Origin of the sequence: Burkholderia plantarii, from assembly GCF_001411805.1 — a bacterium.
In the GTDB taxonomy this organism is placed as follows: Bacteria; Pseudomonadota; Gammaproteobacteria; order Burkholderiales; family Burkholderiaceae; genus Burkholderia; species Burkholderia plantarii.
Genome location: NZ_CP007212.1, coordinates 204199 through 225451 on the forward strand (window position 1 = coordinate 204199; position 21253 = coordinate 225451).

Consider the following 21253-nt stretch of genomic DNA (forward strand, 5'->3'; position numbering starts at 1 on the left):
TGGTGATGGACAAGAACATGAAAATTCTGGTTGTGGACGACTTTCCGACGATGCGCCGGATCGTTCGCAACCTGCTCAAGGAACTCGGCTACGGCAACGTGGACGAGGCCGAGGATGGTGCCGCCGGGCTCGCGCGCCTGAAGGGCGGCGGCTTCGACTTCGTGATCTCGGACTGGAACATGCCGAATCTCGACGGTCTGGCGATGCTCAAGGAGATCCGCGCCGACGCCGCCCTGTCGCACCTGCCGGTGCTGATGGTGACGGCCGAGTCGAAGAAGGAGAACATCATCGCGGCCGCCCAGGCGGGTGCGAGCGGTTACGTCGTGAAGCCGTTCACCGCGGCGACGCTCGACGAAAAATTGAACAAGATTCTTGAAAAGATGGCGAAGACGGGGAGCTGAGATGGATGAGCCGATTCATGCTGCGCTGGCCGGCGCCGATTCTCCCGCCGAAGCTTCCGCGGACGGCGCGGATCTGACGAGCGACCGGATTCTTGCAAGAATCGGCCAGCTCACCCGCACGCTGCGCGATTCGATGCGCGAGCTCGGGCTCGACAAGCACGTCGAGCAGGCCGCCCAGGCGGTGCCCGATGCGCGCGACCGGCTGCGCTACGTCGCGGCCATGACCGAACAGGCCGCCGAGCGCGTGCTGACCGCGATCGAAGTCGCCAAGCCGGTGCAGGAGCGCATGCAGGCCGAGGCCGAGGCGCTCGACGCGCGCTGGGAGGCCTGGTACCGCGCACCGATCGAGCGGACCGAGGTGCGCGAACTGATGGACGACACGCGTTCGTTCCTCGGCACGCTGCCCGAGGCGACCTCGGCGACCAACGCCCAGCTGCTCGAAATCATGCTCGCGCAGGATTTCCAGGATCTGACCGGTCAGGTGATCAAGAAGATCATGGACATGGTCTACATGATCGAGCAGCAGCTGCTCGGCGTGCTGGTCGACAACATCGCGCCGGAGCGCCGCGAGCAGTTCGCCGCGAACGCCGCCGCGCTGGCTTCCGAGGCCACGCCCGAAACGCTGCTGAACGGCCCGCAGATCGCGCCCGAAGGCCGGGCCGACGTGGTGCAGGACCAGGCGCAGGTCGACGACCTGCTCGCCAGCCTCGGCTTCTGAGGGCGCCCGGCCGGCGTGGCCGGCGGCCCGGGACCTCGTGGTCCGGGCCGTCGGCGCCATGCCGGCCTCGCGTCGATCCGGAGTCGATCCCGCGCCGGCCCTGGGCTTCCCCGGTCTTGTCCCCGGGGCCGCCCCTGTTTTCGGGCGGCCGGCCGGCGCTTCGTGACCATTCCTTACCTCCGCTGTTTTCCGGTTGGTTTTTGACGCACGTCGAAGGCATACTAGCCATCGAACTTCCCGCTCCCCGGCCGTCGGCCGGCGAGACGGGCCGGTGCTGGATCGCGGCGGCCGCGGCGCGTGCCGCGGCGTCGCTCAGGAAAGGTGACGGATTGAAATCGACACAGAAGATGCGCGGCCTGGCCGCGAAATGGGCCGTCGGCCTGCTGGCGGCGGGCTGCGCGGCCAGCGCGTTCGCGGAACTCGGCGGCGCGCCCACGCCGCCGCCGGCCGGCGACACCGCCGCGGTGGTTCGCACCCTGTCACCCTCGATCAACGCCAGCGCGCAGCTCGCCGGTTCCGGCAGCACCGCCGGCGGCGCCTACACGGTGCGCGAGACCACGCTCGGGTCCGGCACCGTGATCCGCGAGTACCTGGGCGCGAACGGCACCGTGTTCGGCTTTGCCTGGCAAGGTCCGACCAAGCCCGATCTGGCGGCGCTGCTCGGCGCCTACCTGCCGCAATACCTGTCCGGCGTCGAGGCCTCGCACGCCGCGCACGGCCTGCGCGCGCCGATCGCCGTCGATTCCGGCTCGCTGGTGGTCCACGCGGGCGGCCACATGGGCGCCTTCGTCGGCCAGGCCTGGCTGCCGGCGGCGCTGCCGGCCGGCGTGACCGGCAACGATATCCAGTGACCCCGGGGGCTCCATCTTGCGTACCTCATCGAATCCTCTTCGCTGGCTCGGCGCGCTGAGCCTGGTCGCGATCACGGCAATGCTGGTCGCCTGCGGCGGCGGTGGCGACGACAGCAGCAGCGCCGGCGGCAGCGGGCAGTCGACGGTCGGCAGCAACGGCTCCAGCTCGGGCTCCGGCTCCGGCTCCGGCAGCACCAGTTCCGGCAGCGGCGACACCGGCAGCAACGGCCAGGTGCCGATCGTCGTCAACGCGGGCGTGCAGAACGTCATCAACATGCCGAGCGTGAGCGTCAAGGTGTGCGCGCCCGGCACCGCCACCTGCCAGACCATCGACAACGTGCTGCTCGACACCGCCTCGTACGGGCTGCGCCTCGTCGGCACGGCCGCTTCCGGCGTGCTCGGCAACCTGCCGGCGCAGACCGCCTCGAACGGCGGCGCGCTGGCCGAATGCGGGCAGTTCGTGTCGAGCTTCACCTGGGGCTCGGTGCGCCAGGCCGACGTGACCATCGGCGGGCTCACCGCGAGCGCGCTGCCGGTGCAGATCATCGGCGACCTCGCCACCTCGAGCGTGCCGACCAGCTGCTCGAACGGCGGCACCTCGGCGAACACGGTCGAGGCGCTCGGCGCGAACGGCATTCTCGGCGTCGGTCAGGCGCCGTTCGATTGCGGCATCTCGTGCGTGTCGTCGACCACCTTCAGCAACTACTACTCGTGCCCGTCGGGCGGCACCTGCGCGGCCACCACGGTGGCGCTGAACGCGCAGGTCGCGAACCCGGTGGCGCGCCTGCCGAGCAACAACAACGGCGTATCGGTGCAGCTCAACGCACCGAGCGGCGGCACCGCCACCGGCGTGCTCACGCTCGGCGTGCCGAGCGCGCTGCCGAGCGGCGTCACGCGGCTCACCACCACCACGGCGGGCGACCTGACCGGCACGTTCCAGGGCCGCGCGATCTCGACGGCGTTCTTCGACACCGGCTCGAACGCCTATTTCTTCGACAGCACCGGCGGCGCGTCGCTGCCGACCTGCAGCCGCAACACCTCGTTCTACTGCCCGACCACGAACGTGAACCTGACGGCAACGCTCACCGACGGCAGCAACAACCTGAGCCTCGCGTTCACCATCGCCAACGCGCAGACGCTGTTCAACACCGGCGCGTTCGCGATCGCGAACCTGGGCGGGCCGTTCGGCCAGAGTTCGACGCTCGACTTCGGGCTGCCGCACTTCTTCGGCCGCACCGTCTACTTCGGGATCGACCAGCGCAGCATCGGCGGCACGCAGACGCCGTTCGTCGCGCTCTGACGCGGCGCGGCCCGCGGGCCGCCCGCGCCTGCCCGGGGCATGATCGCCCGGCCCGCTGGGGCCGGATGGTCATGCCCTTTTTCGTGGCGGGCGCACCCGGCGCGCGGCGCCTATCATCGGGGTTCGGCCGCGTCGGCGGCGCGGCGCGGCGCCGTGCGCCGTCCGTCCCGGCGCGCGCATACCCGGAGGCACGCGATGCATCAGACGACTGCGACGGTCCTGCCGTCGATCCAGCGGATCACGCCGTTCCTGTGGTTCGACCACGAGGCCGAGGCCGCGGCGAATTTCTACGTATCGGTGTTCGACAATTCGCGCATCACGCGGATCGCCCGCTATGGCAGGGAGGGCGCCCGCGCGGCCGGCCAGCCGGAGGGCACGGTGATGACGGTGGCGTTCGAGCTGGCCGGGCAGGCCTTCTCGGCGATCAACGGAGGGCCGGTGTTCCGGATCACCCCGGCCGTGTCGTTCGTCGTCAACTGCCGCTCGCAGGACGAGATCGACCGCTACTGGACGAGCCTCGGCGACGGCAGCGACGAGAGCACCCAGCAATGCGGCTGGCTCAAGGACCGCTTCGGCGTGTCGTGGCAGATCGTGCCGGTGCAGCTGCCGGCACTGCTCGGCGAGGCCGACGCGGCGCAGGCGGCCCGCGTGATGGGCGCGCTGATGACGATGAGGAAGCTCGACCTGGCGGCGCTCGAACGCGCGGCGGCCGGGCAGGCGTGAGGGCAGGCAGGGGCAAAAGGCGGTGAGGGGCGGTGAGGGCGGTGAGGGCGGCGCGTTCCCAGGGCTGCTGTCGCCGTCGGCGCCGTCGGCTCATTCGAGGCGGGTGCCGTCTCCCGCCGCCGTTGCGGCGGCCGCTACGCCCGGCCAGGGGTGGCGCATGGCGCCGCGCCGGACGATCCTGCCGCCGAACCGCATCAGAGCGCGGCCTCGCCGCCCGGCACCAGCCTCCGGGGCCGCTGCCGGGTTTCTTTCCGGCGCCGGCCGCTGATTCCGCCGCGACCCGGGGCGTGCGGCGCACGCGATCCGCGTCGCCCGTGACGCCACCCTCGCCGCCGTCTCCGCGGCCTCCCGCAAGCTCCCGCCGCTCACCCGTCGGCCGTGCCTTTCCACCCCGTCTCCAGCCCGCCGCCACGCCGCCTCCGCGCCACGCCGGCCCACGCCCACGCTACCGCGCCACGTCGTTTTTACCGCCGCGCCGTACCCCGATCGTCGGAAATACCCCCGTTTCCCCGCTTTCCTCGACCGATCGCCGCTGGCGCGCTCCATCAATAATCGCTGTACTGGAAACGGCATCCCGCCGTCTCCGTCCGGAGGCTGCAGTGGCAGAGGACAGCGATCTCGAGAAAACCGAAGAGGCCACTCCCCGGCGCCGTGAAAAGGCGCGCGAGGAAGGGCAGGTCGCGCGCTCGCGCGAACTCGCCTCGTTCGCGCTGCTCGCCGCCGGCTTCTACGGGGCATGGCTGCTGTCCGGTCCGATCGGCGAACACCTGCGCACGATGCTGCGCGGCTCGCTCGCGTTCGACCACGCGACCGCCTTCGACACCCACCAGATGCTGACGGGCGCCGGCCGCGCCGGCATGGAAGGGCTCTCCGCGCTGGCGCCGGTGCTGGCGCTGACCGGCCTGGCCGCGCTCGCCGCACCGGTCGCGCTGGGCGGCTGGCTGCTCTCGTCCAAGGCGATCGGCTTCAAGTTCGACCGGCTCGACCCGATCTCGGGCCTGGGCCGGATCTTCTCGCCGCAGGGCGTGATCCAGCTCGGCATGGCGCTGGCCAAGACGGTGATCGTCGGCGGCATCGGCGCCGCCACGATCTGGCGCAACCACGACGAAATGCTCGGCCTGCTCAAGCTGCCGCTGCACGAGGCGCTGGCCGACACCATGCATCTGGTGGCCGTGTGCTGCGGCATGACGGTGGCGGGCATGCTGGTGGTGGCCGCCATGGACGTGCCGTACCAGATCTGGCAGTACAACAAGAAGCTGCGCATGACGAAGGAAGAAGTGAAGCGCGAGCATCGCGAGAGCGAGGGCGATCCGCACGTGAAGGGCCGGATTCGCCAGCAGCAGCGCGCGATGGCGCGCCGCCGGATGATGACCAACGTGCCGAAGGCCGACGTGGTGGTCACCAATCCGACCCACTTCGCGGTCGCGCTGCGCTATACCGACGGCGAGATGCGCGCCCCGAAGGTGATCGCCAAGGGCGTGAATCTGGTGGCCGCGCGGATCCGCGAGCTGGCCGAGGAGCACCGCGTGCCGATCCTCGAGGCGCCGCCGCTCGCGCGCGCCCTCTATCACAACGTGGACCTCGAGCGCGAGATCCCGGGCTCGCTTTATTCGGCCGTCGCCGAGGTGCTGGCGTGGGTCTACCAGCTCAAGCGCTTCCGCAGCGAGGGCGGGGCGTTCCCGGCCGAGCCGGTCGATCTGGACGTGCCGCCCGAGCTCGACAAGGGCGCCGAGGTCGACGGCGAGGAAGAACTGCGGGAAGCCGCCGAGGTGCTCGGCCAGCGCGCGGCGGGCCGCGACGCACGTAACGAAGGAGGTGCCGCATGAGCACGCCGTCCGGACTCTCCAGCAAGCTCGCGGGTCGCTTCGACGCCGCCAACCTGCGCGCGCTGGCCGGGCCGATCCTGATCTGCATGATCCTCGGCATGATGATCCTGCCGCTGCCGCCGATGCTGCTGGATCTGCTGTTCACGTTCAACATCGCGCTGTCGGTGATGGTGCTGCTGGTCAGCATGTACACCACGAAGCCGCTCGACTTCGCGGCGTTCCCGAGCGTGCTGCTGTTCTCCACGCTGCTGCGGCTGTCGCTGAACGTGGCCTCCACGCGCGTGGTGCTGCTCGAGGGCCACACCGGCCCCGACGCGGCCGGCCAGGTGATCGAGGCGTTCGGCCACTTCCTGGTGGGCGGCAACTTCGCGGTCGGCATCGTCGTGTTCATCATCCTGATGATCATCAACTTCATGGTGATCACCAAGGGCGCGGGGCGGATCGCCGAGGTGTCGGCGCGCTTCACGCTCGACGCGATGCCCGGCAAGCAGATGGCGATCGACGCCGACCTCAACGCCGGCCTCATCAACGAGGAGCAGGCGCGCAAGCGGCGCGTGTCGGTGGCGCAGGAAGCCGAGTTCTACGGCTCGATGGACGGTGCCTCGAAGTTCGTGCGCGGCGACGCGATCGCGGGCCTCATCATCATGGCGATCAACGTGATCGGCGGGTTGATCGTCGGCATCGTCCAGCACGACATGAGCTTCGCCGCGGCCGGCAAGAACTACACGCTGCTGACGATCGGCGACGGCCTGGTCGCGCAGATCCCGTCGCTGGTGATCTCGACCGCGGCCGGCGTGATCGTCTCGCGGGTGGCCACCGAGGAGGACATCGGCACGCAGATCACGGGCCAGCTGTTCACCAACCCGCGCGTGCTGACCATCACCGGCACCATCATCGTGATGATGGGCCTGATCCCGAACATGCCTCACTTCGCGTTCCTGCTGCTCGGCGGCAGCGCGATCTGGCTGGCGCGCACCATGCGCCGCCGCGAGGCCACCCGTCGCGCGATGGGCGCGGTCACCGAGATCGCCCCGCCCGCCGCGCTGCCGGCCGACAGCCACGAAGCGACCTGGGAAGACGTCACGCTGATCGATCCGCTCGGGCTCGAGGTCGGCTACCGGCTGATCCCGCTGGTCGAGTCGAGCGGCGACGGCGAACTGCTCAAGCGGATCAAGAGCATCCGCAAGAAGTTCGCGCAGGAAATCGGCTTCCTGCCGCCGGTGATCCATATCCGCGACAACCTCGAACTGCGCCCGAACGGCTACCGGATCGCGCTCAAGGGCGTGGAAGTCGGCACCGGCGACGCCTATCCGGGCCAGTGGCTCGCGATCAATCCGGGCCAGGTCACGGCCGCGCTGCCCGGCGCGCAGACGCGCGATCCGGCGTTCGGCCTGCCGGCGGTCTGGATCGACGTCTCGCAGCGCGAGCAGGCGCAGGTGTACGGCTACACGGTGGTGGACGCCAGCACCGTGGTGGCGACCCACCTGAACCACCTGGTGGTGCAGCACGCCGCCGAGCTGCTCGGCCGTCAGGAAGTGCAGGCGCTGCTGGAGCGCACCGGCCGCGATGCGCCGTCGCTGATCGAGGACCTGGTGCCGAAGACGGTGTCGCTGACCACGCTGCAGCGCGTGCTGCAGAACCTGCTCGAGGAAGGCGTGCCGATCCGCGACATGCGCACCATCATCGAGGCGGTCTCCGAGCAGGCCGGCCGCATCACCGATCCCTACGACCTGACCGCCGCCGTGCGTCTGGCGCTGGGCCGCGCGATTACCCAGCAGTGGTATCCGGGCGCGGGCGAGATGCAGGTGATGGGTCTGGATTCGAATCTCGAGCGCGTGCTGTCGCAGGCGCTCGCCACTGGCGCGAACCCGGGCCTCGAGCCCGGACTCGCGCAGACGCTGCTGATGGGCACGCAGGAAGCGATGCTGCGGCAGCAGAACATGGGGCTGCCGCCCGTGCTGCTGGTGCAGCATGCGCTGCGCGCGATGCTCGCGCGCTTCCTGCGCCGCAGCCTGCCGCAATTGAAGGTGCTGTCTTACGCCGAAGTGCCGGAGACACGCACGATCAAAGTCACGAACGTCATCGGGGGTAACGCTTGAACATCCGCAAATTCACCGGCCCAACGAGCCGCGACGCGCTGCGTCTGGTGCGCGAGGCGCTCGGCGGCGATGCCGTCGTGCTGTCGAACCGCACGCTCGACGACGGCTCGGTCGAGATCGTCGCCCTCGCGGACGCCGAGCTCGCCGCGCTGGCGCCGAAGGCGCCCGTTGCCGCCGCCGGCAGCATGCGCGCGTTACCGCCCGCGACCCGTCCGGCGAGCGCCGTGACCGGCATGCCGCGCGCCGCCGCGCCGAACAATCCGTATGCCTCGGGTGGTCTGCCCGACGTGTTCTCGTCGGTGTTCGGCGCGAGCGCCGAGCCGGGCGCGCCCGACGCCAACGACGACGAACTGCTCGACGACGGCGAGCTGCCGGCCGCCACCGTCGCCGCCGCGCCCGCGCAGGACCAACCGGCCGCGCCGTCGGCCCCCGCGCCGTGGCTCGTCGAGCACGCGCGACGCCTGACGCGCCAGCACGAGGCGCTGGTCTCGCCGGCGCCGCGCAGCGAGGCGTTCCCGGCCGCCGCGAGCCCGATCGCGCCGGCCGCCCCGCTGGCCGCGCGCGGCGACAGCGAGCCGCCCGAGTGGGCGCGCGACATCGTGCGCAACGTGGCCGCGCGCCAGTCCGCCGAGGCGGGCGTCGCGCGCGCCGCCGCCGCCACGGCCGCGGCGCCGAAGCTGGCCGAACGTGCCGGCGTGTCCGCCACGCTGGCCGACGAGGTCAACGCGCGCATCGAGCGCATCGTCAACGAGACGGTGATGCACGAGCTGAGCGCGATGCGCGGCATGATGGAAGAGCAGTTCGCCGGCCTGATGTGGAACGACCGCCAGCGCCGCACGCCGCTGCACGGCGCGCTGACCAAGCGGCTGTTCGCGGCCGGCTTCTCGGCGCAGCTGGTGCGCACGGTGGTCGACAACCTGCCGGCCGACGTCTCGGCGGGCAGCTTCGACGGCGCCTGCGACTGGGCCGAATCGGTGCTGGCCGGCAACCTGCCGGTGCTCGACAGCGAGGACGCGCTGATGGAGCGCGGCGGCGTGTTCGCGCTGATGGGCCCGACCGGCGTCGGCAAGACCACCACCACGGCGAAGCTGGCCGCGCGCTGCGTGATGCGCTTCGGCGCCAGCAAGGTCGCGCTGCTGACCACCGACAGCTACCGGATCGGCGGCCACGAGCAGCTGCGCATCTTCGGCCGGATCCTCGGCGTGCCGGTGCATGCCGTGAAGGACGGCGGCGACCTGCAGCTGGCGCTCTCCGAGCTGCGCAACAAGCACATCGTGCTGATCGACACGATCGGCATGAGCCAGCGCGACCGCACCGTCTCCGACCAGATCGCGATGCTGCAGGGCGCCGACGCGCGCGTGCAGCGCCTGCTGCTGCTCGCGGCCACCAGCCATGGCGATACGCTCAACGAGGTGGTGCAGGCCTATCGCGGCTCCGATCAGCCCGACCTGGCCGGTTGCATCCTGACCAAGCTCGACGAGGCCACCAACCTCGGCGGCGTGCTCGACACCGTGATCCGCTACCAGCTGCCGGTGCATTACGTGTCGACCGGCCAGAAGGTGCCGGAGAACCTTTACGTGGCGACGCGCAAGTTCCTGCTGAAGAGCGCGTTCTGTGTACCGCGAGACGGCTCGCCGTTCGTGCCGCTCGAAGACGATCTGCCCGGCATGCTGTCGGCCCTGGCTGGCGGCCGTCCGGGTTCCGGACATCACGAGGTCTACTTTGGATAAACGAATCACCGATCAGGCTGAAGGACTGCGGCGGTTGCTGGCCGGCCGCGCGACCCGGATCGTCGCGGTGACGGGCGGCCCCACCGGGGTCGGCTGCACCTCGGCCGTCGTCAACCTGGCCGCCGCGCTCGCCGCGCTCGGCAAGGACGTGCTCGTCGTCGACGAGCGCAACGACGCCGATTCGGCCGCCGCGACGCTCGGCAGCGCGTGGCTGCGTACCGGCAACACGGTGCGCCACGAAGCCGGTTTCTCCCTTTGCGTCGCCGCCGATCTCGCGCGCGACGGCTACGACGATGAACGCCTCGCCGCCTATCTGGAAGGCGCCGCGGACATCGTGCTCGTCGACGCCCAGCGCGACGCGAACGGCGCGCTCTCCGCTCTTGCGCGTGCCGCTCACGACGTGCTGATCGTGACGCGCGTAGCCGGCTCCGCGATCACGGAGGCCTATGCCTGCATGAAGCGGCTCCATTACGCGCACGCGCTCGCGCAGTTCCGCGTGCTGGTCAACCACGTGCAGAGCGAGTCCGACGCGCGCGCCGCCTACGAGAACCTGGCGGGCGTGGCCGGCCGCTACCTGACGGTGGCGCTGGCCGAGGGCGGCTACGTGAGCGCCGATCCGCTGGTGCCGCGCGCGCGCGAACTCGTGCATACCGTGGTCGATGCGTTCCCGTCGTCGGCCGCCGCGCGCGACTACCGGCAGATCGCGTCGGACCTGCTGTACTGGCCGATGCGTCCGACGAATCCCGCCGGACGGGCCTTTGCCGGACATCCGGCAGTCGAACGGGGCGCGGCGCACGCCGTTTGACCCAAGGCACTCAGGAGGGAGCCGATGTACAACGCTCAAGGAAAGCTGTCCACGTCCGCGATGGGCGAGGCCGGGATGGGGCAGGCCGAAGTGCTCGCGAAATACGCGCCGCTGGTGCGCCGGCTCGGCCTGCAACTCGTCGCGAAGATGCCCGCGAGCGTCGATCTCGACGACCTGATCCAGGCCGGCATGATCGGCCTGCTCGACGCGGCGAGCCGCTACAAGGAAGATCAGGGCGCGCAGTTCGAGACCTACGCGACGCAGCGCATCCGCGGCGCGATGCTCGACGAACTGCGCAGCAACGACTGGCTGCCGCGCAGCCTGCGCAAGACCTCGCGCGAGGTCGAGCAGGCCATCCATCAGGTCGAGCAGCGGCTGGGGCGTTCGGCCAACGAGAGCGAGATCGCCACCCACCTGGAAATGCCGCTCACCGACTTCCAGTCGATGCTGCAGGACCTGCACGGCAGCCAGCTGATCTATTACGAGGATTTCGACCGCTCGGCCGACGACGAGCCGTTCCTCGACCGCTACCGCGTCGACCACTCGGATCCGCTGTCCGCGCTGCTCGACGAGCACCTGCGCGCGGCGCTGGTCGAGGCGATCGACCGCCTGCCCGAGCGCGAGAAGCTGCTGATGTCGCTCTACTACGAGCGCGGCCTGAACCTGCGCGAGATCGGCGCCGTGCTCGAAGTCAGCGAGTCGCGCGTGTGCCAGCTCCACAGCCAGGCCGTGGCGCGCCTGCGCGCGCGGCTGCGCGAACAGGCCTGGGTGGGCGCCGAACACTGAGGGCCGCGCGCGGCGCGCGCCGGAAATTCGGCTCCGCTCCTTAATCGGCACGCACCAGCAGGCTTGCGCCCGCATCGCGCGCGGGAATTCTTCCCGACACTTTGCTACAATCCGAGCTCGTTTCCGAGGAGCGTTGCGACGGGCACCGGCCCGCCAGGCTCGGAAATCTTCACCAGGCGGTGGCCCGGCAGGCAGCGCGAATCGCACGATTCGCCGCGCCGGTCCGGCTTCCCGCTTTCTGAACGGCGCTCACGTCACCAATCTTTGATTAGAAAGGAGGGCGTGATGAACGCCGTTATCGACCCGAAAGCTTCGCAGGACTACATCGTCGCCGACCTCGCGCTGGCCGCATGGGGCCGCAAGGAACTGACCATCGCCGAGACCGAGATGCCCGGCCTGATGCAGATCCGCGACGAATACAAGGCATCGCAGCCGCTCAAGGGCGCGCGCATCGCCGGCTCGCTGCACATGACGATCCAGACCGGCGTGCTGATCGAGACGCTGAAGGCGCTCGGCGCGGACGTGCGCTGGGCCTCGTGCAACATCTTCTCGACGCAGGATCACGCGGCCGCCGCGATCGTCGAGGCCGGCACGCCGGTGTTCGCGTTCAAGGGCGAGTCGCTCGACGAGTACTGGGAGTACTCGCACCGCATCTTCGAATGGCCGAACGGCGAATTCGCCAACATGATCCTCGACGACGGCGGCGACGCGACGCTGCTGCTGATCCTGGGCTCGAAGGCCGAGAAGGACCGCTCGGTGATCGCCAAGCCGACCAACGAGGAAGAAGTCGCGCTGTACAAGTCGATCGCCGCGCACCTCGACGCCGACGGCGAGTGGTACTCGAAGCGCCTCGCCCACATCAAGGGCGTGACCGAAGAAACCACCACCGGCGTGCATCGCCTGTACCAGATGGAAAAGGACGGCCGCCTGCCGTTCCCGGCGTTCAACGTCAACGACTCGGTCACCAAGTCGAAGTTCGACAACCTGTACGGCTGCCGCGAGTCGCTCGTCGACGGCATCAAGCGCGCGACCGATGTGATGATCGCGGGCAAGATCGCGGTCGTGGCCGGCTACGGCGACGTGGGCAAGGGCTGCGCGCAGTCGCTGCGCGGCCTCGGCGCGACCGTGTGGGTCACCGAAATCGATCCGATCTGCGCGCTGCAGGCGGCGATGGAAGGCTACCGCGTCGTGACGATGGAGTACGCGGCCGACAAGGCCGACATCTTCGTGACGGCCACCGGCAATTTCCACGTGATCGGCCATGACCACATGAAGGCGATGCGCCACAACGCGATCGTCTGCAACATCGGTCACTTCGACTCGGAAATCGACATCGCGTCGACGCGCCAGTACCAGTGGGAAAACATCAAGCCGCAGGTCGACCACATCATCTTCCCGGACGGCAAGCGCGTGATCCTGCTGGCCGAAGGCCGCCTCGTGAACCTCGGCTGCGCGACCGGCCATCCGTCGTTCGTGATGTCGAACTCGTTCGCGAACCAGACGCTCGCGCAGATCGAGCTGTTCGTGCGCGGCGAGCAGTACGAGAACAAGGTGTACGTGCTGCCGAAGCACCTCGACGAGAAGGTCGCGCGCCTGCACCTGGCACGCATCGGCGCGAACCTGACGGTGCTGTCGCCGGAGCAGGCGTCGTACATCGGCGTGTCGCAGGACGGTCCGTTCAAGCCGAACCACTACCGTTACTGATCCCGCGCCCGGCGCCGCGCGCCGGACCGGACGTGTCGCGCGCCGCGCCCTGCCGGCGCGGCCGCGCCACGCATCGCGCCGGCCGCCCCGCGCGGCCCGCCCCGGGCCGCTCGTGCGGCCCGGCCTGTTTTCTTGCACAGGAGCCATCATGAGCCTCATCCTGACCTGGATCATCAATGCCCTCGCGCTGCTGATCATCACCTACCTGGTGCCGTCGATTCACATCCGCAGCTTCGGTACGGCGCTGATCGTCGCGGTCGTGCTCGGGCTGATCAACACGGTGATCCGGCCGGTGCTGATCCTGCTGACGCTGCCCGTGACGGTCCTCACGCTCGGCCTGTTCATCCTCGTGGTCAACGCGCTCTGCTTCTGGTTCGCGTCGTCGCTGCTGAAGGGCTTCGAGGTGCAGGGCTTCTGGTCCGCGTTCTTCGGCTCGATCCTGTACAGCATCGTGTCGTGGCTCCTGTCCGCCCTGATCTTCGGCCAGCGCAGCATCGGCTGAACGCGGGCTCATCCGAATCATGAAACCGATCGAACTCTCCCTGGAATTCTTCCCGCCGAAGACGGCGGAGGGCGTCGAGAAGCTGCGCGCCACGCGCGCGCAGCTGCTGCCGCTGAAGCCGAAGTTCGTCTCCGTGACGTTCGGCGCCGGCGGCTCGACGCAGCAAGGCACGCTCGACACGGTGCTCGACATGCAGAAGGACGGCCTCGAGGCCGCGCCGCACCTGTCCTGCATCGGCGCCTCGAAGGACAACCTGCGCGCGGTGCTCGACCAGTACCGCTCGCACGGCATCCGCCACATCGTCGCGCTGCGCGGCGACCTGCCCTCGGGCATGGGCGAGGTGGGCGAGCTGCGCTACGCGTCGGAACTCGTCAGCTTCATCCGCGCCGAGCACGGCGACTGGTTCTGGCTCGAAGTGGCCGCGTACCCGGAATACCATCCGCAGTCGCGTTCGCCGAAGCTCGACCTGCAGCACTTCGCGGCGAAGGTGAAGGCCGGCGCGAACTCGGCGATCACGCAGTACTTCTTCAACGCGGACGCGTATTTCCGCTTCGTCGACGACGCGCGCAAGCTCGGCGTGGACGTGCCGATCGTGCCGGGCATCATGCCGATCACGAACTTCACGCAGCTGATGCGCTTCTCCGAGATGTGCGGCGCCGAAGTGCCGCGCTGGGTCGCGCGCCGGCTCGAAAGCTTCGGCGACGACAAGGAGTCGATCCGCGCGTTCGGCACCGACGTGGTCACCGCGATGTGCGAGCGGCTGATCCGGGATGGCGCGCCGGGGCTGCACTTCTACACGCTGAACGCGGCGATGGCGACCAGGGCGGTCTGCGAGCGGCTCGGGTTCTGAGCGGCTCGCGGCCGGTTGCGGCGCGCATGGCAGGCGAGCGGACCCGCGGGTCCGCTTTTTTTATGCGCGGGCGGAGCGGGCCCGGCATCCACGCCCGAGCCTCGGCGCCTTAGCGCGCCGCCGGCACCAGCGGCGGACGCCGCGCGAACCACGGCCGCGCGAGTTCGAGCTGGCGCGCGAACCGCAGCAGCCGCGCATCGTCGCCGAGGCGCGCGGCGAACTGCACGCCCACCGGCAGGCCGCGCGCGTTCCAGTGGAGCGGCACCGACATCGCGGGCTGGCCGGTCAGGTTGAACAGTTCGGTGCAGCCGGCCCAGGCGAATGCACGGTCGGCCGCCTTCGCGAGCATCATCCGCAGCAGCGGCCGCGCCGGCAGCGCGGCCAGCAGGCGCATCTGCGCGCGCTCGAGCGGCGTGGAGCGCAGCTCGCCGATCCGCACCGGCGGCGCCGCCAGCGTCGCGCACAGCACCAGGTCGTAGCGCGCGGTCGCGCTCGCCATGTCGGCGATCAGCTGCTTCTGCCAGTCGAGCGCGACGGGCAGCCGCTCGCGCGCAACATGTCGCCCGACCTGCGCCATCGCGCGGCTCGCCGGCTCGAACTCGTCCCCGCGCGGCCGGCGCCCGGTGAGCGCCTGCGCGTCGTGGACCAGCGGTTCGACGATGGTGGCCCAGCAGGTGAGGAAGGTCTCGGCCGCGCGTGCCCGGTCGATCGGCAGCGTCACCGGCTCGACCACGTGGCCGAGCGATTCGGCCAGCCGGGCCGCGTCGTCGAGCGCCGCCAGCACGTCGGGCGACAGCGACGCCGCGAACAGTGGATCGGTGACGAGGCCGATGCGCAGCGGCCCGACCGGCTCGTCGAGCCGGGCAAGCGCGGCCTCGGGCGTGCCGGCGCGGCCGGTGGTGAGGTCGAACAGCAGCGCGCTGTCGCGCACGCTGCGCGAGATCGCGTGGTTGACGATCAGGTCGCCGGGCACCGGCTGCACGGCCAGCTGCGGATCGTAGCCGGGCTTGAAGCCGAACAGGCCGCAGCACGAGGCGGGGATGCGGATCGAGCCGCCGCCGTCGGACGCGTGCGCGAGCGGCACGATGCCGGCCGCCACGGCCGCCGCCGCGCCGCCGCTCGAACCGCCCGGCGTGTGATCGAGGTTCCACGGGTTGCGGCACGGCCCGAACAGCTCGGGCTCGGTCACCGGCATCTGGCCGAATTCGGAGGTGCTGGTCTTGCCGAACACGTTGGCGCCGGCCGCCTTCGCGCGGGCGATGAACGGCGCGTCGGCGTCGGGCACGAAATAGCGGTAGTGGCGGCTGCCGAACGACATCCGCAGCCCGGCGGCCGCCGCGAGATCCTTGACGAGGTAGGGCACGCCGCCGAGCGGGCCGGCCGGCGGCGCGGCGCTGGCGCGCTCGCGGGCCGCGTCGTAGTCGGTCAACACGATCGCGTTGATCGACGGGTTCAGTGCGTTGGCGCGCGCGATCGCGGCGTCGAGCACCTCGCGGGCGCTGGTCTGCCGGGTGGCGATCAGCGTGGCGAGGTCAGTGGCATCGTAGTTCGGATAGTCGTCCTGCACCGTGGCCCCCGTTCGTTCGAATGAGAATCGGGCCACGCGCGGCGCCGGCGTCCGGCGGGCACCGAGCCAGCGCGCGCGGACGCCGGCCCGCGCGGGCCGGTGCGACGAGCTTACAGCTGTTCGGCGAGGAATGTCAGCGTGCGGCCGTGCGCGAGCGCCGCCGCGCGCTGGTTGTACGAGGCGCGCGCGTTGCAGTTGAAGCCGTGGCCGGCATCCGGGTACCAATGGATTTGCGCGTCCGCGCGTCCGCCGAACGCGGCCTTGACCTGCTCGACCGCCTCGGCCGGAATGTGGTCGTCGAGGCCCGCGTAATGGAACTGGATCGGCTGCGTGACGTGGTTCGCGACGTCGAGGTGGTTCTGGATGCCGCCGCCGTAATAGGCGACCGCGACGTCGAACGAGCCGGCCGCCGCGGCCAGGTAGACGAGGCGCCCGCCGAAGCAGTAGCCGATGCCGGCCACGCGGTTGCCTTCCACCTCGGGGCGCGCGCGCAGCGCGGCGACCGCGTGGCCGATATCGGCCGCGGCCTGGTGCGGATCGGTCTTCTGCAGCAGCTCGACGCCCTTGTCGCGGTCGGCGCCTTCATAGCCGAGATCCACGCGCGGCTGGGTGCGCCAGAAGATGTCCGGGGCGAGCGCGACGTAGCCGTCGGCCGCATATTGATCGGCGACCGAACGGATGTGGCCGTTCACGCCGAAGATTTCCTGAACGATCACCACGGCCGGCCCCTTGCCGCCCTTGGGCAGGGCAAGGTAACCACCGAACGTTTCGTTGCCGGCGGGGATGTCGATCCATTGCGAAGTCATTGCGGGTCTCCAGACGAAGCGCGCGCCACGGGAACGGGCGCGCGCGAGGGGAAAAGGGGCGGCGTCAGTGTGCCATCGATCGTGCCGCGCTGCTGCGTGTCAGCGGACTGTAGGGCGCGGCGGACCCCGCCGGCGGCGTGCCGGTGCCGCGCCGATGCGCCTGGCCGGTCGCGGGCGGCGGCCGCCGGCAACGATCCAAACACGCACGGGCTATCTTCCCTGGTGATTGCCGCGATCACGATCTTTCATTATCCGGCGGCCCGGGGCTTCGCTACAGTCGCAGGCAAACCCAACGGCGCGGGATCGCCCGCGCGGATTTCACGGAGCCCGCCAATGTCCCAAGCCAGTCTTCCCTCCACGTCGTTCGCCGAACGTTTCGGCCTGCGCCTGCCGCTGGTGCAGGCCCCGATGGCCGGCGCGACCTCGGCGGCCATCGTCGCCGCCGCCTCGAACGCCGGCGCGCTCGGCAGCCTCGGCGGCGCCGGTTTCGCGCCCGAGCGGCTCGCCGCCGAGATCGAGGCGATTCGTGCGGCCACCTCGCGGCCGTTCGCGGTCAACCTGTTCGTACTCGACGAGGCGCGCCCCGACGACGCGACGGTGCGGCGCGCGCTCGCCGCGATCGACCCGTTGCGCGCGCGGCTCGGCCTGCCGGCCGGCGCGCCGCTCGAACGCTACGCGCCCGACTTCGACGCGCAGCTCGAGGTGCTGGTGGCCGCGCGCGTGCCGGTGGCGAGCTTCACGTTCGGCGTGCTCGACGCTGCGCAAGTCGCGCGCCTGCACGCGGCCGGCTGCTACGTGATCGGCACCGCGACCCATCTGGCCGAGGGCCTCGCGTGGCGCGAGGCCGGCGCCGACGCGATCAGCGCGCAGGGCGCCGAGGCGGGCGGCCATCGCGGCACCTTCCTCGGCGCGGCCGAGGACGCGCTGATCGGCACCATGGCGCTGGTGCCGCAGCTCGTCGACGCGACCGGGCTGCCGGTGCTCGCGGCGGGCGGCATCATGGACGGCCGCGGCATCGCCGCCGCGCTCGCACTCGGCGCGCAGGCCGCGCAGCTCGGCACCGCGTTCCTCGGCTGCGCCGAGGCCACGATTCCCGCCGCCTGGCGCGAGCGTCTCGTGACGAGCGGGGATACCGCCACGGTGGTGACGCGCGCGATCTCGGGCCGGCATGCGCGCGGCATCCGCAACGCGCTGATCGACGCGCTCGGCGCGCGGCCGGACGCGATCGCGCCGTATCCGGTGCAGAACGCGCTGACGCAGGCGTTGCGGCAGGCGGCCGGCCACGCGGGCGAGGCCGACTATCTGTCGTTGTGGGCCGGCCAGGGCATGCCGCTCGGCCGCCGCCGCGTCGTCGTCCGCGGCGGCGGCGAACTGACGGCCGCCGCGCTGATCGACGCGCTCGACGCCGAATGGCGCACGGCCGTCGCGCGCTTCGCGGCGGCGCGCTGACGCGGCGGCACGCCTATATATAGTCGAATCGTGTTTCAGCCCGCTTCGATCCGCATTCACGTTGCATCCGGAATGCGCACGCAACCGTATTTTTCAGGACCGCGCGGCGCCATTCGGGCCGCGCGGACCGGTGAATTGTTTTCGACCGAAGCCGTTGATCCGCAACGTGATCCGGATGTGTGTCCGATTCGTAAAACAACTTTTCGGCGTCCCGATCGAATTAGCGGAAACCCTTAACCACCAAGGGTTTCCGAGCGGTCGCCAATACTGTCGTCCGGCCGCGACATCGGTAGTCTTCCCACTTCCTCAAAAAAGTCCCACAAATTAATTTGATCACCTACACTTGCGCGCAAGTACGGTGAGGCGGCCGCTAAAAGCGGTTGCGTCGCCTGCTTGTAGCCACGTGCATGACAGATGCGGCCGGCGACACTCCAGTGGTGATTGGCACCGGGGATGGAGCGGGGAACCGGCGATGGCATTTTTTGGATCGAAACTGGAGACTTCCATGAATATCAAGATGCAAAAGCTGTTGCCGATCAGCGCGGCGGCGATGGTGTTTGCGGCGTTGGCAACGAACGCATCGGCCGACCAGGTGGTGAAGATCGGTCACGTTGCGCCGTTGACGGGCGGTATCGCCCACCTCGGCAAGGACAACGAGAACGGTGCTCGCCTCGCTGTCGAGGAAATCAACGCGAAGGGCCTGACGATCGGTGGCCAGAAGATCACGCTCCAGCTCGATGCACAGGACGACGCGGCCGACCCGCGTACCGCCACGCAGGTTGCGCAGAAGCTCGTCGACGACAAGGTCGTGGCGATCGTCGGCCACCTGAACTCGGGCACCACGATCCCGGCCTCGAAGATCTACAGCGACGCGGGCATCGTGCAGATCTCGCCGTCGGCGACCAACCCGGCCTACACGCAACAGGGCTTCAAGACCACCTACCGCGTGGTCGCGACCGATGCGCAGCAGGGTCCGGCGCTGGCGAACTACGCGCAGTCGAAGGGCTACAAGAGCGTGGCGGTGGTCGACGATTCGACCGCTTACGGCCAGGGTCTCGCGAACGAGTTCGAGAAGAAGGCCAAGGCGCTCGGCCTGAAGGTCCTCTCGCATGACGCGACCAACGACAAGGCGGTCGACTTCCGCGCGATTCTGACCAAGATCAAGGGCGAAAACCCGGACGTGATCATGTACGGCGGCATGGACGCCACCGGCGGCCCGTTCGCCAAGCAGGCCAAGCAGCTCGGCCTGCGCGCGAAGGTGCTGGCCGGCGACGGCGTGTGTACCGAGCAGCTCTCGGATCTGGCCGGCGACGCATCGGCGAACGTGGTCTGCTCGCAGGCCGGCGCGGCGCTCGAGAAGATGCCGGGTGGTTCGGAGTTCGAAGCAAAGTACCAGAAGCGCTTCGGCCAGCCGATCCAGATCTACTCGCCGTTCACGTATGACGCCGTGTACATCATCGTCGACGCGATGAAGCGCGCGAACTCGACCGATCCGGCGAAGATCCTCGCGGCCATGCCGGCGACGGACTACAAGGGCGTGATCGGCGAAACCGTGTTCGACTCGAAGGGCGACCTGAAGCACGGCGTGATCTCGCTGTACGACTACAAGGGCGGCAAGAAGACGTTCCTCGATCAAGTGAAGATGTAAATCTGCCTCGACAGAGGGGGTAAGGGGCGCCCGTCGAAAGACGGGCGCCCTTTCTTTTTTGCGGAGCGCGAACGCAGGCACGATCGCGCGCGGCACGCGGCGTGCCGCCGTCGGGAAGGCCGGGTGCCGCGGCCCGAAGCGCGAGCGCCGCCCGGACGCTCGGATGCTCAGACGTTGAGCCGGCGCATCACGCGCGGCGCGAACGCGGCGACGATCGCAGCGCACAGCGCGACGATCCCGAGGCCGACCGGCAGCCCGGCCGCCTGCGCGACGCCGCCGATCACGACCGGGCCGAACATCAGCCCGAAGTAGGCGAGGCCGGCCACGTGCGCGAGCCCCTCGGCGGGCGAGATGCCGGCCACGCGCGCGGCGGCGGCGAACAGCAGCGGCATCATGTTGGACAGGCCGAGGCCCATCATCGTGAAGCCGATCAGCGCCGGCGCCGGATACGGCAGCAGCAGCGCGCCGACCATCCCGATGCAGGCGAACGTGGCGCTCGCGAACACCACCTGCGGCGCGCCGAAGCGCGCGCGCACGAAGTCGCCGGCGAAGCGTCCGCCCGCCATGCCGCCCGAGAACGCGGCATAGGCGGCGCTCGCGAACGCGGGCGTGGCGGCCACCACGTCGCGCATGTAGACGGTGGCCCAGTCGTACATCGCGCCCTCGGCGATCAGCGAGACCAGCGCGATCGCGCCGAGCGTCCAGAGCGCGGTCGAGCGCCAGCGGTTGAGCGACGAGCCGTGCTCCGCCTCCTGATGCGGTACGTGCGGCAGCACGGCCGGGCAGGCCACCACGATGATCACCGCGCACACCAGCGAGGCGAGCGCCAGATGCACGGGCGGCGCCATGCCTGCCGACAGCGCCGCGCCGCCGAGCGCCGCGCCGCCGAGCCCGCCGATGCTGAACATGCCGTGCAGCATCGAGATGATCGGCCGGCCGAACGCGATCTCGACCGCGCTCGCCTCGGCGTTCATCGCGACGTCGAGCGTGGCCATCGTGAAGCCGAACAGCATCAGCACCACGATCAGCAGCGGATAGCTCGGCGCGAGCAGGATCAGCGCGCCGCACGCCGACATGCCGATGCCGCCGGCGAGGCAGGCGGTACGCGTGCCCACCCGCGCGATCCACTTCGCGTTGGTGGTCATCGCGATGATCGAGCCGATCGCCACGGCGAGCAGCGCGAGCGACAGCAGCGCCGGACTCAGTGCGAAGCGGTCGCGCACGGTCGGCACGTGGACGCCCCACGAGGCGTACATCATGCCGGCGACGAAGAACAGCGCCATGGTGGCCGCGCGGGCGCGGTGGCGCGCCGCCGGGGGCAGGGCGCGGTGGGCGGCGGGCTGCGGCGGAAGCCGGGAGGAATGATCGGACACGGTGAGCTCGGCGATGCGCGTCGCCGGCGTTCGGAGTCACGCCGGTCGCGCGCAGGGAGGGTTATCGTTGAAGGTCGCGCCTTATGCGAACGATGCGCGACAATGGGCAGCAGCA

At 70.2% G+C, this 21253-nt stretch carries 18 protein-coding genes and 1 riboswitch; of the genes, 15 read left to right on the forward strand and 3 right to left on the reverse strand.

The annotated features are described in order from the left end of the window. Positions 1-5: 5 nt before the first annotated feature. The 13 genes from cheY (at position 6) to metF (ending at position 14295) form a co-directional block, all read left to right on the forward strand. Positions 6-401, forward strand: coding sequence for a chemotaxis response regulator CheY (gene cheY / locus bpln_RS00830; protein ID WP_042626358.1), 396 nt, complete (start codon positions 6-8; stop codon positions 399-401). 1 nt (position 402) lies between these two features. Next, positions 403-1119 (forward strand): protein phosphatase CheZ, encoded by a 717-nt coding sequence (gene cheZ / locus bpln_RS00835; protein ID WP_042623566.1) that lies wholly within the window; start codon positions 403-405, stop codon positions 1117-1119. A gap of 347 nt (positions 1120-1466) precedes the next feature. Beyond that, entirely contained in the window at positions 1467-1970 is a 504-nt protein-coding gene (locus bpln_RS00840) for a DUF2844 domain-containing protein (RefSeq protein ID WP_042623567.1), read from the forward strand. A gap of 16 nt (positions 1971-1986) precedes the next feature. Then, positions 1987-3270 (forward strand): DUF3443 domain-containing protein, encoded by a 1284-nt coding sequence (locus tag bpln_RS00845; RefSeq protein WP_055137884.1) that lies wholly within the window; start codon positions 1987-1989, stop codon positions 3268-3270. 195 nt (positions 3271-3465) lie between these two features. After that, the gene (locus bpln_RS00850; protein WP_055137885.1) at positions 3466-3993 is read left to right on the forward strand and encodes a VOC family protein; all 528 of its coding nucleotides are present in this window, start codon (positions 3466-3468) and stop codon (positions 3991-3993) included. 599 nt (positions 3994-4592) lie between these two features. Next, positions 4593-5819, forward strand: coding sequence for a flagellar biosynthesis protein FlhB (gene flhB, locus bpln_RS00855; RefSeq protein ID WP_042623570.1), 1227 nt, complete (start codon positions 4593-4595; stop codon positions 5817-5819). Then, on the forward strand, positions 5816-7918 hold the full coding sequence (gene flhA / locus bpln_RS00860; protein WP_042623571.1) for a flagellar biosynthesis protein FlhA: 2103 nt from the start codon (positions 5816-5818) through the stop codon (positions 7916-7918). Before flhB ends, flhA begins: the two co-directional genes overlap by 4 nt. Further along, positions 7915-9648 carry a flagellar biosynthesis GTPase FlhF gene (gene flhF, locus bpln_RS00865; RefSeq protein WP_042623572.1) on the forward strand — a complete coding sequence of 578 codons (1734 nt, stop codon included), beginning with the start codon at positions 7915-7917 and terminating at the stop codon, positions 9646-9648. Before flhA ends, flhF begins: the two co-directional genes overlap by 4 nt. After that, positions 9641-10453, forward strand: coding sequence for a MinD/ParA family ATP-binding protein (locus tag bpln_RS00870; protein ID WP_042623573.1), 813 nt, complete (start codon positions 9641-9643; stop codon positions 10451-10453). Before flhF ends, bpln_RS00870 begins: the two co-directional genes overlap by 8 nt. Before the next feature lie 24 nt (positions 10454-10477). Next, positions 10478-11239 (forward strand): RNA polymerase sigma factor FliA, encoded by a 762-nt coding sequence (locus bpln_RS00875; protein ID WP_042623574.1) that lies wholly within the window; start codon positions 10478-10480, stop codon positions 11237-11239. Between the two features lie 119 nt (positions 11240-11358). Further along, positions 11359-11428: riboswitch (S-adenosyl-L-homocysteine riboswitch) on the forward strand. Positions 11429-11524: 96 nt separating this feature from the next. Continuing rightward, positions 11525-12943: an adenosylhomocysteinase gene (ahcY, locus tag bpln_RS00880; RefSeq protein WP_042623575.1), complete on the forward strand. Its 1419-nt coding sequence runs from the start codon at positions 11525-11527 to the stop codon at positions 12941-12943. A 148-nt stretch (positions 12944-13091) separates the two neighbouring features. Next, entirely contained in the window at positions 13092-13445 is a 354-nt protein-coding gene (locus bpln_RS00885) for a phage holin family protein (RefSeq protein ID WP_042623576.1), read from the forward strand. A gap of 19 nt (positions 13446-13464) precedes the next feature. Next, positions 13465-14295 (forward strand): methylenetetrahydrofolate reductase [NAD(P)H], encoded by an 831-nt coding sequence (gene metF, locus bpln_RS00890; RefSeq protein WP_042623577.1) that lies wholly within the window; start codon positions 13465-13467, stop codon positions 14293-14295. A gap of 109 nt (positions 14296-14404) precedes the next feature. Here metF and bpln_RS00895 read toward each other — a convergent pair whose 3' ends face one another. Continuing rightward, positions 14405-15862, reverse strand: coding sequence for an amidase (locus bpln_RS00895; RefSeq protein WP_042623578.1), 1458 nt, complete (start codon positions 15860-15862; stop codon positions 14405-14407). 110 nt (positions 15863-15972) lie between these two features. Then, positions 15973-16668, reverse strand: a complete 696-nt coding sequence (locus tag bpln_RS00900) for a dienelactone hydrolase family protein (RefSeq protein ID WP_042623579.1) — start codon at positions 16666-16668, stop codon at positions 15973-15975. A gap of 333 nt (positions 16669-17001) precedes the next feature. Between bpln_RS00900 and bpln_RS00905 the strand changes: the two genes are divergently transcribed. Both bpln_RS00905 and bpln_RS00910 read left to right on the forward strand, forming a co-directional pair. Continuing rightward, positions 17002-18117 (forward strand): NAD(P)H-dependent flavin oxidoreductase, encoded by a 1116-nt coding sequence (locus bpln_RS00905; protein ID WP_042623580.1) that lies wholly within the window; start codon positions 17002-17004, stop codon positions 18115-18117. Positions 18118-18622: 505 nt separating this feature from the next. After that, positions 18623-19765 carry a branched-chain amino acid ABC transporter substrate-binding protein gene (locus tag bpln_RS00910; protein WP_042623581.1) on the forward strand — a complete coding sequence of 381 codons (1143 nt, stop codon included), beginning with the start codon at positions 18623-18625 and terminating at the stop codon, positions 19763-19765. A 167-nt stretch (positions 19766-19932) separates the two neighbouring features. On the opposite strand, the gene bpln_RS00915 is transcribed toward bpln_RS00910, so the two are convergent. Beyond that, complete coding sequence (locus bpln_RS00915; RefSeq protein WP_055137886.1) at positions 19933-21138, reverse strand: MFS transporter; 1206 nt, start codon at positions 21136-21138, stop codon at positions 19933-19935. Positions 21139-21253: the final 115 nt, after the last annotated feature.